13 protein-coding genes are annotated in these 12,818 nt (G+C 68.6%); 6 read left to right on the plus strand and 7 right to left on the minus strand.

Going from position 1 to position 12,818, the window contains the following annotated elements; translation table 11 throughout:
• A partial coding sequence (locus RMO97_RS05945; RefSeq protein WP_310539649.1) for a UbiH/UbiF/VisC/COQ6 family ubiquinone biosynthesis hydroxylase occupies positions 1-1,184 on the minus strand: 1,184 nt, incomplete at its 3' end.
• A 154-nt stretch (positions 1,185-1,338) separates the two neighbouring features.
• On the opposite strand from RMO97_RS05945, the gene RMO97_RS05950 reads away from it, so the two are divergent.
• Genes RMO97_RS05950 through RMO97_RS05960 form a run of 3 tightly spaced genes read left to right on the plus strand, consistent with a single transcriptional unit; the run spans position 1,339 to position 4,667 of the window.
• Positions 1,339-2,442, plus strand: coding sequence for an HlyD family secretion protein (locus RMO97_RS05950; RefSeq protein WP_310539606.1), 1,104 nt, complete (start codon positions 1,339-1,341; stop codon positions 2,440-2,442).
• A 6-nt stretch (positions 2,443-2,448) separates the two neighbouring features.
• The gene (locus RMO97_RS05955) at positions 2,449-4,059 is read left to right on the plus strand and encodes a DHA2 family efflux MFS transporter permease subunit (RefSeq protein WP_310539607.1); all 1,611 of its coding nucleotides are present in this window, start codon (positions 2,449-2,451) and stop codon (positions 4,057-4,059) included.
• Positions 4,059-4,667, plus strand: coding sequence for a TetR/AcrR family transcriptional regulator (locus RMO97_RS05960; protein WP_310539608.1), 609 nt, complete (start codon positions 4,059-4,061; stop codon positions 4,665-4,667). The genes RMO97_RS05955 and RMO97_RS05960 overlap by 1 nt, the downstream gene beginning before the upstream one ends.
• Here RMO97_RS05960 and RMO97_RS05965 read toward each other — a convergent pair.
• The 5 genes from RMO97_RS05965 to RMO97_RS05985 form a co-directional block, all read right to left on the minus strand.
• Positions 4,664-5,479, minus strand: coding sequence for an enoyl-ACP reductase (locus tag RMO97_RS05965; protein WP_310539609.1), 816 nt, complete (start codon positions 5,477-5,479; stop codon positions 4,664-4,666). The two genes, RMO97_RS05960 and RMO97_RS05965, sit on opposite strands and share 4 nt — an antisense overlap.
• A gap of 10 nt (positions 5,480-5,489) precedes the next feature.
• Positions 5,490-5,948, minus strand: coding sequence for a GNAT family N-acetyltransferase (locus RMO97_RS05970; protein WP_310539610.1), 459 nt, complete (start codon positions 5,946-5,948; stop codon positions 5,490-5,492).
• A 4-nt stretch (positions 5,949-5,952) separates the two neighbouring features.
• Positions 5,953-7,164 carry a beta-ketoacyl-ACP synthase I gene (gene fabB / locus RMO97_RS05975; RefSeq protein WP_310539611.1) on the minus strand — a complete coding sequence of 404 codons (1,212 nt, stop codon included), beginning with the start codon at positions 7,162-7,164 and terminating at the stop codon, positions 5,953-5,955.
• Positions 7,165-7,190: 26 nt separating this feature from the next.
• Complete coding sequence (fabA, locus tag RMO97_RS05980) at positions 7,191-7,700, minus strand: 3-hydroxyacyl-[acyl-carrier-protein] dehydratase FabA (protein WP_310539650.1); 510 nt, start codon at positions 7,698-7,700, stop codon at positions 7,191-7,193.
• 64 nt (positions 7,701-7,764) lie between these two features.
• Positions 7,765-8,280 carry an SH3 domain-containing protein gene (locus RMO97_RS05985; RefSeq protein ID WP_310539612.1) on the minus strand — a complete coding sequence of 172 codons (516 nt, stop codon included), beginning with the start codon at positions 8,278-8,280 and terminating at the stop codon, positions 7,765-7,767.
• A 112-nt stretch (positions 8,281-8,392) separates the two neighbouring features.
• Between RMO97_RS05985 and RMO97_RS05990 the strand changes: the two genes are divergently transcribed.
• Entirely contained in the window at positions 8,393-9,379 is a 987-nt protein-coding gene (locus tag RMO97_RS05990) for a D-glycerate dehydrogenase (RefSeq protein WP_310539613.1), read from the plus strand.
• 118 nt (positions 9,380-9,497) lie between these two features.
• The gene (locus RMO97_RS05995) at positions 9,498-11,456 is read left to right on the plus strand and encodes a S9 family peptidase (RefSeq protein ID WP_310539614.1); all 1,959 of its coding nucleotides are present in this window, start codon (positions 9,498-9,500) and stop codon (positions 11,454-11,456) included.
• On the opposite strand, the gene RMO97_RS06000 is transcribed toward RMO97_RS05995, so the two are convergent.
• On the minus strand, positions 11,453-12,190 hold the full coding sequence (locus RMO97_RS06000; protein ID WP_310539615.1) for a molybdopterin-synthase adenylyltransferase MoeB: 738 nt from the start codon (positions 12,188-12,190) through the stop codon (positions 11,453-11,455). The genes RMO97_RS05995 and RMO97_RS06000 overlap by 4 nt on opposite strands.
• A gap of 41 nt (positions 12,191-12,231) precedes the next feature.
• Here RMO97_RS06000 and hslV point away from each other — a divergent pair, with 41 nt between their 5' ends.
• Complete coding sequence (gene hslV, locus RMO97_RS06005) at positions 12,232-12,780, plus strand: ATP-dependent protease subunit HslV (RefSeq protein WP_310539616.1); 549 nt, start codon at positions 12,232-12,234, stop codon at positions 12,778-12,780.
• Positions 12,781-12,818: the final 38 nt, after the last annotated feature.

Consider the following 12,818-nt stretch of genomic DNA (forward strand, 5'->3'; position numbering starts at 1 on the left):
CGGCGGGCGGGGCCGATCCGGTTGACCACCGACATGCCGGCCCCGCGCGCCAGGCGCAGCAGAGGATTGTCGTTGGAGAACAGCCGCACGAAGACGTCGGTGGCCGCCGCCAGCATGATGTTGTCGAAGCTGCGCCAGCGGGCGTAGCGCTCCAGGACCAACTCCGAGCCGATGTCCTCTCCCAGGCGCGCGGCGTCAACCAGCACTTCGGCCAGGGCCGCGGCGCCCTTCAGCCCAAGGTTCAGTCCCTGGCCGGCGATGGGATGGACGCCGTGGGCCGCGTCCCCCAGCAGGGCGGCGCGGGGCGCGCACAGCCGCTCGGCCAGTTGCAGGGACAGCGGATAGGTGAAGACCGGGCCTTCCACCGTGGCCTCGCCCAGCAAGGCCCCGAACCGGCGGCGCAGATGGGCGTGGAAAACCTCCGGCCGCGCAGCTTTCAGGGCGGCGGCCTTGGCCGTGGGCTCTGTCCAGACCAGGCTGGCCCGGTCGTCGGTCAGGGGCAGGATGGCGAAGGGGCCGCCGGGCAGGAAGAATTCGTGGGCTACGCCCTCGTGAGGCCGGGAAAGTTTCACCGTCGCCACCACCCCGGTCTGCGGATAGTCCCAGCCGATGGCGTTGATTTTCGCTGCGGCCCTGACTACCGAATTGCGGCCCTCGGCCCCCACCACCAGCGGCGCGGTCAGGACCCGTCCGTCCTCCAGGCTCACCCGGGCGCAGGCGCTCTCGAAGGCCACGGAGGCCACCCGCGCCGGGGCGAGCACCGTGACGCCCGCCTTCTCGATGGCCGTGGCCAGGGCCGCGCGTGACCGGCGGTTCTCCAGCAGATAGCCGAGGGGTTCGCCATCGGAGCGGTCGGCGATCTCGGCGCTATCGAAGCGCAGGTAGAACGGTGAAGGGTTTCCCGCCGAGGCCCCCGGGCTGCGGCCGTCGGTCACCAGGATCTGCTCGATCCGCTGGGCGTGGGGCTCGATGTCCTGCGCGAGGCCCAGGGCGCGCCACTGGCGGAAGCTGGCGAAAGCGATGGCCGAGGACCGCCCGTCGAAGGTCGGCGCCAGCTGGGCGTCGAAGATGATGGGGTCGATCAGGATCGCGGTCAGGCCGCCCTGTTTCAGGGCCAGCGCCAGGGTCGCCCCGGCCATGCCGGCCCCGGCTATGATCACATCGGCGTCGAAGGTCTCGCTCATGGGCCGATATGCCGACGAACGGGTGTGGGCGTCCAGCCCCGGGATCACCCGATTGTTGGACGCCTGCGTCCAATTATCCATTGCCGAGACGCCGCCCGGATGTTTCCTGGACCGGGCGGTCCAGTTTTAGGGGCCGGTAGTTGGGGATAGGCGTATGGCGGGCTTGCCGAAGACTCGACGGATGACGCTCGTCGTGGTCGCCCTGGTGGTCCTCGCCCTGGCGGTGGGCGGCGGACTCTGGTGGACCAACAAGCAGAAGTACGAGTCCACCGACAACGCCTTCATTGCCGCCGACAAGGTGTCGGTGGCCCCGCAGGTCGACGGCTATGTCGCCCAGGTGCTGGTGGAGGATAACCAGAGGGTCGCCGCGGGCCAGGTGGTGGCGCGGCTGGACGCCGCCAGCCTGCAGGCCAAGCTCGCCCAGGCGGTCGCCAACGCCGCCGCCCTCGACGCCGCCGTGCGCGGGGTCGACGACAAGTCGGCCCTGGAGACCGCCATGATCGCCCAGAAGGCGGCCGGCGTTGATTCCGCCCACGCCCAGGCCCAGATGGCGACTGCCGAGCTGAACCGCTATGGGGCCTTGGCCAGGCAGGGCTGGGTCTCGTCGCAGCGGGCCCAGTCAGCCAAGGCCGCCGCCAGCACGGCGGCGGCCGGTGTCGCCCAGGCCCAGGCCGCCCTGGAGGCCGAGCGCCGGGCGGCCGAGTCCCTGGGTTCGGCGCGAGCCCAGACCCTCGCCCAGGCCCAGGCGGCCCACGCCGCCGTGGACTCCGCCCGCATCGATGTCTCCCGCACCGAGATCCGCGCGCCGGTCGCCGGCGTGGTGGGCGCCAAGGCCGTGCGGCCCGGTCAGTACGTCCGGCCGGGCTCCAACCTCATGAGCATCGTGCCCCTGGGCAAGGCCTTTGTGGTGGCCAACTTCAAGGAAACTCAGGTCTCGCGCCTGCGGATCGGACAGCCGGTGGAGATCCGCGCCGACGCCTTCGGCAAGCAGGTCATCCGCGGCCATATCGACAGCTTCGCGCCGGCCACCGGCTCGGAATTCGCCCTGATCCCGGTGGAAAACGCCGTCGGCAACTTCACCAAGATCGCCCAACGCCTGCCGGTGAAGATCGCCGTCGACCCCAAGGAGCCCCTCGCTGGGGCCCTGCGGCCCGGTCTGTCGGTGGAGGTGAAGGTCGATGTGCGCAAGGCCGCCGGCCTGGGCTTCGCCGACGCCACGCCGCCCACTGAACTCGTCCGCCGCGGCGTCTCGCGCTGATCTCCCGTGGCTGACACCGCCGTCATAGCCCCCGCGCAACCCGGCGCCCCCGGAGGTCACGTCACCGCCAGCGGGGCGGTGGACTGGACCAAGGTGTTCCTCGGCTTCGGCGGTATGGTCATCGGCCAGTTCATGGCCGTGCTCGACGTCCAGATCGTCGCCTCCTCCCTGGCCCAGATCCAGGCCGGCGTGGGCGCCAGCGCCGATCAGATCAGCTGGGTGCAGACCATCTACCTGCTGGCCGAGGTGGTGATGATCCCGCTGGCCGCCTACTTCTCCAAGATGTGGGGCACCCGGCCCTTCTTCATGGCCGCCACGGTGGTGTTCATCGCCGCCTCGATCCTCACCGGCATGGCCACCACCTTCGAAATGATGATCGTCACCCGCGCCATACAGGGCCTGGCCGGGGGCGCCATGATCCCCCAGGTGTTCGCCGCGGCGATGACGGTCTTCCCCCTGGAGCGCCGGATCACCGCCAATGTGGTGGTGGGCCTCATCGTCACCCTGGCGCCGACCATCGGCCCCACGGTGGGGGGGCATCTCACCGACGCCTTCGGCTGGCGGTGGCTGTTCTACATCAACGTGATCCCCGGCCTGCTGTCGCTGTTCCTGGTGGCGCGCTACGCCGACTTCGACAAGGGCGACCCCAGCTTGGCCAAGGGCATCGACTGGACGGGCCTGGCCTTCATGGCGGTCTTCCTGCTCAGCATGCAGTACGTGCTGGAGGAGGGCTCCGGCGAAGGCTGGCTGAAGGACGACGCGATCCTCTGGCTCACCGTGCTCGCGGCCCTGGCCGGCGCCGCCTTCGTCTGGCGTCAGCTCACCTACCGACAGCCCATCGTCTCCCTGGCCCCCTTCAGCGACCGGAACTTCGTCATCGGCACGGTGATGAACTTCGTCTCCGGCATGAGCCTCTATTCCGGGACCTTCGTCCTGCCCCTCTACCTGGCCCAGGTGCGGGACTATTCCCCGGGCCAGGTGGGCACCACCATGCTGGTCTCAGGATTGGCCATGTTCCTGGCCGCCCCCATCGCGGGCCGGGTGATCCGCGCCATGGACCTGCGGATCGGCATGGTGCTGGGCTTTTCCCTGGTGGGGATCGGCCTGGGCCAAGGCATCCACGTCGGCGACGACTGGGGCTTCAACGAGTTCCTGGTGCTGCAGGTCTGCCGGGGCCTGGGCGCCATGATCGCGATGATCGCCGCCTCTCAGATGAGCATCTCCACCCTGCCGCTCAGCATGATGAAGGACGGCTCTGGACTGCTGAACCTGATCCGCAATGTTGGCGGGGCGGTGGGTCTGGCCATGGTGACCACCATCCTGTCGCGGATGAGCGCCGTTCACATGGGGACCCTGTCAGCCTCCTTGAACAGCGGCAGCCTCGAGGCCCAGGAGATGATGACCCGGCTGGCGGCGATGATGGAGGCCGCAGGCGCGCTGGACCCCCAGGGCGGCATGTACAAGATGATGGGCATGATGCTGCAGCGGAAGGCCCTGGTGATGGCCTTCGCCGACGTCTTCATGTTCCTGACCATCGGGTGCGCCGCGGCCGTGGTCCTGGCCCTGCTGGCCCGTCCCGCCCCGGCCGCTCCGGCCCAGCCGCCCGGAAATCGCTGATGCCCCGCCTGGCCGGACAGATCGATCTCGCCAAGGGGGAGGCCATCCTCGACGCCGCCATACAGGTGCTCGGGGAACGGGGCCTTGCGGCTCCCATGGAGGAGATCGCCCGCCGCGCCGGGGTCTCCAAACAGACCATCTACAACCACTACGGATCCAAGGCCGAGCTGGTCCGCGCCCTGGTCCACCGCCGCGTCGCCGACATCACCGCGCCCCTGGAGATGCCGGGCGCCGACGAACATCCCGAGCAGGCCCTGACGGCCTTCGCGCGCGAGATGCTGCACGCCCTGATAAATCCCCGCGCCAACACCATGATGCGGGTCTACATCTCAGGGGCCACCGAGGCGCCCGATGTGGCCCTGGCGGTGTTCGAGGCCGGGCCCAAGGCCTCGCGGGGCCGCCTGGCCGCCTTCCTGGCCCGGGAGCACGCCGACGGCCGCCTGGCCGTGGACGACCCGGCCATGGCGGCGGAATTCTTCGGCGGCATGGTGGTGGGGACCTACCAGCTGGCCGGCTTCCTCGGGGTGGACCGGGGCCTGACCCACCCTCAGATCGAGGTCATAGCCCTGGAGGCCGCCCGACGCTTCCTGCGGGCCTATAGCCTCTAGGCCTCGGGGACGTCGTCGGGCAGGCCGATCATGTGGAAGCCGGCGTCCACATGCACCACTTCGCCGGTGGTGGAGCGGCCGAGGTCCGACAGCAGCCAGAGCGCAGCGCCCGCCACCCCCTCCATCGAGGTGTCCTCCTTCAGCGCCGACATGGCCCGGCCCTGGGACAGCTTTTCCCGGCCCCCCGCGATGCCCGCCAGCGACAGGGTGCGCATGGCCCCGGCCGAGATGGCGTTGACCCGGATCTTCGCCGGGCCCAGGTCGCGGGCGGCGTAGCGGGTGGCGGCCTCGAGGCCCGCCTTGGCAACCCCCATGGTGTTGTAGTTGGGGATCACCCGCTCCGAGCCGAGATAGGTCATGCAGATAATCGATCCGCCGTTCGGCATCAGGCGCGCCGCCCGCTTGGCGCAGTCGACGAAGCTGAACACCGAGATGTCCATGGCCTGGAGGAAACCCGCCCGGGTGGTGTTCTCCACGAAGGAGCCCTTGATCTCGTCCCGGGGCGCATAGGCGATGGAGTGGACGAAGAAGTCGAGGCTCCCCAGATCGGCCTCGATCTTCGCGAAGGCGGCGTCCATCTGGCCGTCATCGGTGGCGTCCACCGCCACCACGGTCTTGACCCCTATGCTGTCGGCCAGGGGCTGGACCCGGCGCTCCATCCCCGGCAGGTGCAGGAAGGCCAGCTCCGCCCCCTGGGCCGCCAGCTGGGCCGAGATGCCCCAGGCGATGGACTGGTGGTTGGCGACGCCGATCACGACGCCCTTCTTGCCCTTCATCAGGTCGCCCCTGGGCAGGTCGTAGTCCTCGGCCACGGCGGTTCTCCTAGAGTTTGATGCGGTAGCCCACGTGACTCTGCTCAAAACCGAGGCGGTCATAGAAGCGGTGGGCGTCGGTGCGGGACTTGTGGGTGAAGAGCTCCACCGCCTGGCAGCCCCGGGCCCGGGCTTCCTCCAGGGCGTGGGCGATGATCTGGGCGCCCAGGCCCTGGCTGCGCAAGGCGGTGTCCACGCGGACCCCCTCGATGAGCGCCAGGTCCGCGCCCTGGTTGGACAGGCCGGGGATGAAGGTCATCTGCAGGCAGCCCACCACCGCGCCTTCAAGCTCTGCAACGGTAAGAATATTACCGCCGCTGGCCTCGATGCGGTCGAAGGCGGCGTAATAGGCCTCGGGCAGCGGGTCTTCGAACCGTTCCCGGCCGGCCCCGAGCGGATCGTTGGCCAGCAGTTCGACGATCCGCGCCACGTCCTCGCGGCGGGCGGGACGGATGACCGGCGCCGCCAAGTCCCTAGACCCGGGCCATCACCAGGCAGCCATTGGTGCCGCCGAAGCCGAAGCTGTTGGACATCACCGTCTCCACCTGCTGGTCCAGGCGCTTGCGCAGGATCGGCAGGTCGGCGAAGGCCGGGTCGAGGTTTTCGATGTGGGCGCTCTCGGCCAGGAAGCCGTTGCCCAGCATCAGCAGCGAGTAGATCGCCTCCTGGGCGCCGGCGGCTCCCAGGCTGTGGCCGGTCAGGGACTTCGTGGACGAGATGTAGGGCGCCTTGTCCCCGAAGACCGAACGCACGGCCTCCATCTCCTTGATGTCGCCCACCGGCGTCGAGGTGCCGTGGGGGTTCAGATAGTCGATCTTGCGCCCGCCCAGGTCGGCCATGGCCAGGTTCATGCAGCGGGCCGCGCCCTCACCCGAGGGGGCGACCATGTCGAAGCCGTCGGAATTGGCGGCGTAGCCGACGATCTCGCCGTAGATCTTGGCCCCGCGCGCCTTGGCGTGCTCGTACTCCTCCAGCACCACCAGGCCGGCGCCGCCGGCGATGACGAAGCCGTCGCGGGCGGCGTCATAGGCGCGGCTGGCCACGGCCGGGGTGTCGTTGAAGTTGGAGCTCATGGCGCCCATGGCGTCGAACAGCACACTGAGGGTCCAGTCGAGCTCCTCGGTGCCGCCGGCGAACACCACGTCCTGCTTGCCCATCAGAATCTGCTCGTAGCCGACCCCGATGCAGTGGGTGGAGGTGGCGCAGGCCGAGGAGATGGAGAAGTTCAGGCCCTTGATCTTGAACCAGGTGGCCAGGGTCGCCGAAGGCCCCGAGCTCATGGCCTTGGGCACCGCGAAGGGGCCCACGCGCTTGGGGCCGCGGGTCCTGGCCGTCTCGGCCGCCTCGATGATGGCCTTGGTGGAGGGGCCGCCCGAACCGACGATCAGGCCGGTGCGGACATTGGAGACCTCGGACTCTTCTAGACCAGAATCCGCGATCGCCTGTTCCATGGCGATGTGGGCGAAGCCCGTGCCCTGGGCCAGGAAGCGGGCCGCGCGGCGGTCCACCAGCGACTCCCAGTCCAGCTGCGGCTTGGCCTCCACCTGGCTGCGGAAGCCCAGCTCGGTATATTCCGGGGCGGCCCGGATACCCGACTTGGCCTCGCGCAGCGAGGCGAGGACCTCATTGGCGTTCACGCCAATGGAGGAGACGATACCAATACCCGAGACGACGACGCGGCGCATGTTTGCTCCCAGATCCGAACGGCCGTTTATCGTTGATAGAGACCGACGCGGAGGTCCTGCGCCCAGTAGATGGGCTCTCCATCGGCTTCGAGGATCCCGTCGCCGATGCCCATGACCAGGCGGCGGTTGATGACCCGCTTCATCTGGACCTTGTACGTGACCTTCTTGATGTTCGGGGTCACTTCACCGCCGAACTTGACCTCGCCGCAGCCGAGCGCGCGACCGCGGCCCTTGCCGCCGATCCAACCCAGGTATAAGCCCACCAGTTGCCAGAGAGCGTCGAGGCCCAGGCTGCCGGGCATGACGGGGTCGTTGATGAAGTGGCAGTCGAAGAACCAGAGGCTGGGATTGATGTCGAACTCGGCCTCGATATAGCCCTTGCCGTGCTCGCCGCCCTCGTCGGTGATCTTGGTCATGCGGTCAAACAGCAGCATCGGCGGCGCCGGCAGCTGGGCGTTGCCCGGCCCGAACATCTCACCGCGCGCACACGCCATGAGTTCTTCGTAGCTGTAATTGTCCTTGGCTTTCACGCCCATGGTCATTCAGGTGGCCTTCCGGCTTTCAAAGAGGGTCAGGGCCTATCAGAGCCGGCCGCGTCGCTCAACGGCATTGGGGCTTCTCGTCGGTTCCCCAAAGGTCGGACGCCGGCGCCCAGCCGGAGACGCCGTCCACCCGCAGCCTGCACCAGGCCTTGCTGTCACAGCGAACCAACGCGGCCAGGGACCGAGCGTTCAAGATGGCGTGCACGGGGGCGTCGGGCTTGGCTGCGCTGCGCAGAGGCAAGGGGGTTGCTTGCGTGCGCATCACCATGCGGCGGCCGTCGGTGGTGCGCCGGTGCACCCAGGCCAGGCCACGCTCAGGGTCGCAGATGCGCCGCCACTCGGTGTTTTCCGCCACCACCTGCACCGGCAGGCCCTTGACCCGGTAGACCCAGAGCAGCCGGTGATCGTCGCCAGGGCCGGCGCGGGCGTTCACCTCGTCGAATTTGAGGGTCACATAGCGGGGAACCGGCAGGCCCGATGGGGTCTGGCGGTCCGCGGCGGTCGCGCCCTGCGCCGCGCCGAGGCCCCAGATGAGGGCCGCCATAAAGATCGGCGCCCACGCCCGCGCGCTCATCGCCGTTTCCGCCTCGCCTTGGCCGCACATATGCCCTTTGCTAGAGGTTCATCTCACGACGCGCCAGAGTCCCGCGCGCCGCACGCCCTTTTTCGAGTTCCGCAAACCGCCCATGCCCGCCCGAAAGCCCAAAGTCATCGTCACGCGCAGGCTCCCCGATCCCGTGGAAACCCGGATGCGCGAACTGTTCGACACCCAGCTCAACCTCAATGACGAGCCGCTGGACCGCGCAGCCTTGGTCGCCGCCGTGCAGACCGCCGACGTCCTGGTCCCCACCATTACCGACAAGATCGACGCCGACCTGCTCAGCCACGCGGGGGACCAGCTCAAGCTGATCGCCAATTTCGGCGCGGGCGTGGACCATATCGACGTCGCCGCCGCCAATGCGCGCGGCATCAGCGTCACCAACACGCCGGGCGTATTGACCGAGGACACCGCCGACCTGACGCTGGCCCTGATGATGGCGGTGTCGCGCCGCATCGTGGAGGGCGCCAATGTCGCTCAGGCCGGCGGCTTCACCGGCTGGGCGCCCACCTGGATGATGGGGCGGCGGATTTCGGGAAAGCGGCTGGGGATCATCGGCATGGGCCGTATCGGCCAGGCCGTGGCGCGCCGGGCCAAGGCCTTCGGCATGCAGATCCACTATCACAACCGCAAGCCGGTCAGCCCCCGCATCGCCGAGGACCTGGAGGCCACCTACTGGGAGAGCCTCGACCAGATGCTGGCCCGCATGGACATCATCTCGGTCAACTGCCCCCACACGCCGGCCACCTATCACCTGCTCTCGGCGAGGCGGCTGAAGCTGATGCAGGCCCACGCCATCCTGGTGAACACCGCCCGCGGCGAAATCATCGACGAAGGCGCGCTCGCCGATCAGCTGGCCAAGGGCGAGATCGGCGGGGCGGGCCTGGACGTCTTCGAGTTCGAACCGGCCATCAATCCCCGGCTGCTGAAACTCCCCAACGCCGTCCTCCTCCCCCATCTCGGCTCGGCCACGGTGGAGGCCCGCACCGAGATGGGCGAGAAGGTGATCATCAACATCAAGACCTGGATGGACGGGCACAAGCCCCCGGACCGGGTGCTGACGTCGATGCTCTGAGGGCGCCTCGGCTCTCGCGCAAGCTTGAGTATTGACGCGACCGAACTTCGCCGTCAGCCTACCAGGAGTTGTTTGGGGGCGAGCGATGATCACGAGGCGAGCAGCCGTCGCGGCTGGCGTGGCTCCCATTTTCCTGCCGCGCGCGAGCGTCGCGGCCGACGCTCCCACGCCCCCGAGCCTGGAGGCCCTGGTTCGTCCGCCCACCACCATCAGCGCGGCCCTTTCGCCGGATGGCGAGCAGATCGCCCTCCTCCACGAGGTGCGTGAGGGCAAGGTGCGGGTGGCCTACGTCCATCTGGTGAGCGCGGCCAATCCCACGGCGGCGCCTCGACGGGTGTTGGTGGGTGACCTGGACGTCACCGGGATTCGATGGGCCAACAACGAGCGTCTGTTGATCTCCGTCATCCTGGAAACCAACGCAACCGACACCCCCACGGGAAGCCACCTGAGCCTGGAGCGTGACACCAGCGTGCGGCGCCTGATCTCAGTGGGGCTGAGCGGCGAGCAGATGGTGATGATGTTCGCCAACCAGCCGGGGTACCTGCGTTACAACTACGATGGCGGCCGGATCGTCGACGTGATGCCCGACGACCCCCGCCGGATCATGATGGCGATCTATCCCCCGCGCGGGCAGTTCCTGTGCCTCTACCTTGTGGACATCTACACCGGCGAGGGAACGCTGCTGGAGCGCGGCGAAGCGGGCACCTACTACTGGATGACCCAAGGCGGTAAGCCGGTGCTCCGCTGGGACAGCAACAACCGCGGGACGGTAGCCAAGCTCTACTGGCGGGGTCCAGACGACACAGATTGGAAGTTCGTCCGCCGGATCGTGCTGAAAACCGAACTTCAGAAGCCGGACTTCGAGATCGTCGCGTCGTCTGACAAGCCGGGATTCTTCTATGTTGTGAGCCGCGGTGAGAATGGCCAGAGCGCCGCCCTGCGCCAATTCGACATGCGCACTCTCACCTACGGCGAGACCCTCGCCGAGCACCCGGGACGAGACATCGATGACGCTCTGATCGACGAGCACCGCCGGTTCGTGGCCGCCAGCTATGTCGAGGACAGGGTGGCCTATGTGTTCGCCAAGCCGGCCATGGCCGGTCATTTCCGGGGCATCGAGGCCTTTCTGGGCCGCCGCCAGAACGTCCGGCTCATGGACATCAGCCATGACCACAACCGCCTGCTTGTCCGCGCCAGCGGCCCGGGCATGCATTCGGCCTACTGCCTCTATGACATCGCCGCAAAACGGCTGAGCCCACTGGCGGTTGGCAAGCCCTGGTTGACCGAGAGCGCCCTGGCCACCATCGAGGTGATGGACGTGACGACCCGGGACCGCGTCAGCTTGAGGGCCTACCTGACGGTTCCCCGCACCAGTGGGCCGCGACCCCTGGTGGTGATGCCGCACGGAGGACCCGAGACCCGGGACGGCTATGACTTCGACCTCTACGCCCAGACCTTCGCGGCTCAGGGCTGGCTGGTGCTGCAGCCCAATTTCCGGGGGTCTGGAGGCTATGGCCGCGCCTTCGCCCAAGCCGGGGAAGGTCGTTGGGGCGACCGCATGCAGGAAGACGTCGAGGACGCCGTGGCCCAGGTCCTGGCCACAGGGCGCGCCGACCCCAAACGGGTGGCGATCTGCGGGGCGAGCTATGGCGGCTACGCGGCTCTCATGGGGGCGGTGCGACGGCCTGAGCTCTATCGCGCCGCTGTATCCATCGCCGGGGTGAGCGATCTTCCGGAAATACTGGAGGACGAACGCGCCGACGGCGCCGACTCCCCCACCTATCAGCTGTGGATTAGGCGCATCGGGGATCCGGAGGCCGACACGGCGAAGTTGATCGCCGCCTCGCCCCGGCGGCGGGCGGCGGAGATCAAGGCGCCGGTGCTGCTGATCCACGGTCTTGACGACGCCGTGGTGGCGGTCGCGCAGTCGCGGATGATGGCGCAGGCCCTGAAGGCCGCTGGAAAGCCCGTGGAACTGGTGACCCTGCGCGACGCCGGCCACGGCGGTTGGGAGCCTGAAATGGAGGCCGACGTCCTCAAGCGATGCGTGGCCTTCCTGGGTAAGGCGCTCGCCTAACTCCCGCAGACCTCGCAGCCGGGATCGGCTCCGATGCGCACAGTGCGGATCTCGGCTGACAGGGCGTCATAGATCAGCAGCCGTCCGGTCAGGGGCTCGCCGGCCCCCGTCAAGATCTTGACCGCCTCGAGCGCCATCATCGAACCGACCACACCGGCCAGGGCGCCCACCACACCGACGGCCGAGCAGGTCTCGGCGTCCGGCGGGACCTCGGGCACCAGGCAGCGGTAGCAGGGGGCGCGGCGGAAGACCCCCACCTGGCCGGTCCAGCGGCCGATGGCGCCTGAGACCAGGGTCACGTGCTCGGCCACGCAGGCGGCGTTGACGGTGAAGCGGGTGGTGAAGTCGTCGGTGCCGTCCAGCACCAGGTCGCAGCCGCGCACCAGGCCCCGAGCGTTGGCCTCTTCCAAGTGAACCGGGACGCGCTCGATGTTGACGTGGGGGTTGAGCGCCTTCAGCCGATCGGCGGCGGCCTCCACCTTGCAGCGGCCCACATCGTCCTGCGTATAGATCACCTGCCGCTGCAGGTTGGAGACGTCGACCCTGTCGGGATCCACCAGCACCAGGGTCCCGACCCCGGCTGCGGCGAGATAGAGGGCGGCGGGCGCGCCCAGGCCTCCCGCCCCCACGATCAGGACACGGGCGGCCTTCAGGCGTTGCTGGCCCGGGCCGCCGACCTCGCGCAGCACCAGGTGGCGGGCATAGCGTTCGACCTCATCGTCGGAAAAACTCATCGTCCTTGACCTAGACCCCTCGCCTGCTCACATCGGCTCACATGAGCAATCCTAGCAACTTTCCCGACTGGCACGGCACCACCATCCTGGCCGTGCGCAAGGACGGCCATACCGTCATCGCCGGCGACGGCCAGGTCTCGATGGGCCAGACCATCGTCAAGGGCAACGCCCGCAAGGTCCGCACCCTGGCCGGCGGCAAGGTGATCGCAGGCTTCGCCGGCGCCACCGCCGACGCCCTGACCCTGATCGAACGCCTGGAAGCCAAGCTGGAGCAGTATCCCGACCAACTGGCCCGGGCCTGCGTCGACCTGGCCAAGGACTGGCGCACCGACCGCTATCTGCGGCGGCTGGAGGCCATGCTGCTGGTGGCCGACAAGGACAACATCTTCACCGTCACCGGGGTTGGCGACGTGCTGGAGCCGGAAACCGGGGTCGCGGCCATTGGGTCAGGGGGCAACTATGCGCTCGCCGCCGCCCTGGCCTTCATGGAGACCGACAAGGGCGCCGAGGCCGTGGCCCGGGACGCCATGGCCATCGCCGCCAAGATCTGCGTCTACACCAATGGCGCCCTGACGGTGGAAGTCCTCTAGCGACCTGTCCAATCGTTCACTTGAGGCGGGCCCGCGGC

Origin of the sequence: Phenylobacterium sp. (assembly GCF_031425575.1) — a bacterium.
GTDB lineage: Bacteria > Pseudomonadota > Alphaproteobacteria > Caulobacterales > Caulobacteraceae > Phenylobacterium.

Bases quoted from the DNA above. Each gene is read 5' to 3' on its own strand.
- RMO97_RS05950 (WP_310539606.1), top strand. From the start codon at position 1,339: ATGGCGGGCTTGCCGAAGACTCGACGGATGACGCTCGTCGTGGTCGCC.
- RMO97_RS05960 (WP_310539608.1), top strand. From the start codon at position 4,059: ATGCCCCGCCTGGCCGGACAGATCGATCTCGCCAAGGGGGAGGCCATC.
- fabB (WP_310539611.1), bottom strand. From the start codon at position 7,164: ATGCGCCGCGTCGTCGTCTCGGGTATTGGTATCGTCTCCTCCATTGGC.
- fabA (WP_310539650.1), bottom strand. From the start codon at position 7,700: ATGGGCGTGAAAGCCAAGGACAATTACAGCTACGAAGAACTCATGGCG.
- RMO97_RS05985 (WP_310539612.1), bottom strand. From the start codon at position 8,280: ATGAGCGCGCGGGCGTGGGCGCCGATCTTTATGGCGGCCCTCATCTGG.
- RMO97_RS05990 (WP_310539613.1), top strand. From the start codon at position 8,393: ATGCCCGCCCGAAAGCCCAAAGTCATCGTCACGCGCAGGCTCCCCGAT.
- RMO97_RS06000 (WP_310539615.1), bottom strand. From the start codon at position 12,190: ATGAGTTTTTCCGACGATGAGGTCGAACGCTATGCCCGCCACCTGGTG.
- hslV (WP_310539616.1), top strand. From the start codon at position 12,232: ATGAGCAATCCTAGCAACTTTCCCGACTGGCACGGCACCACCATCCTG.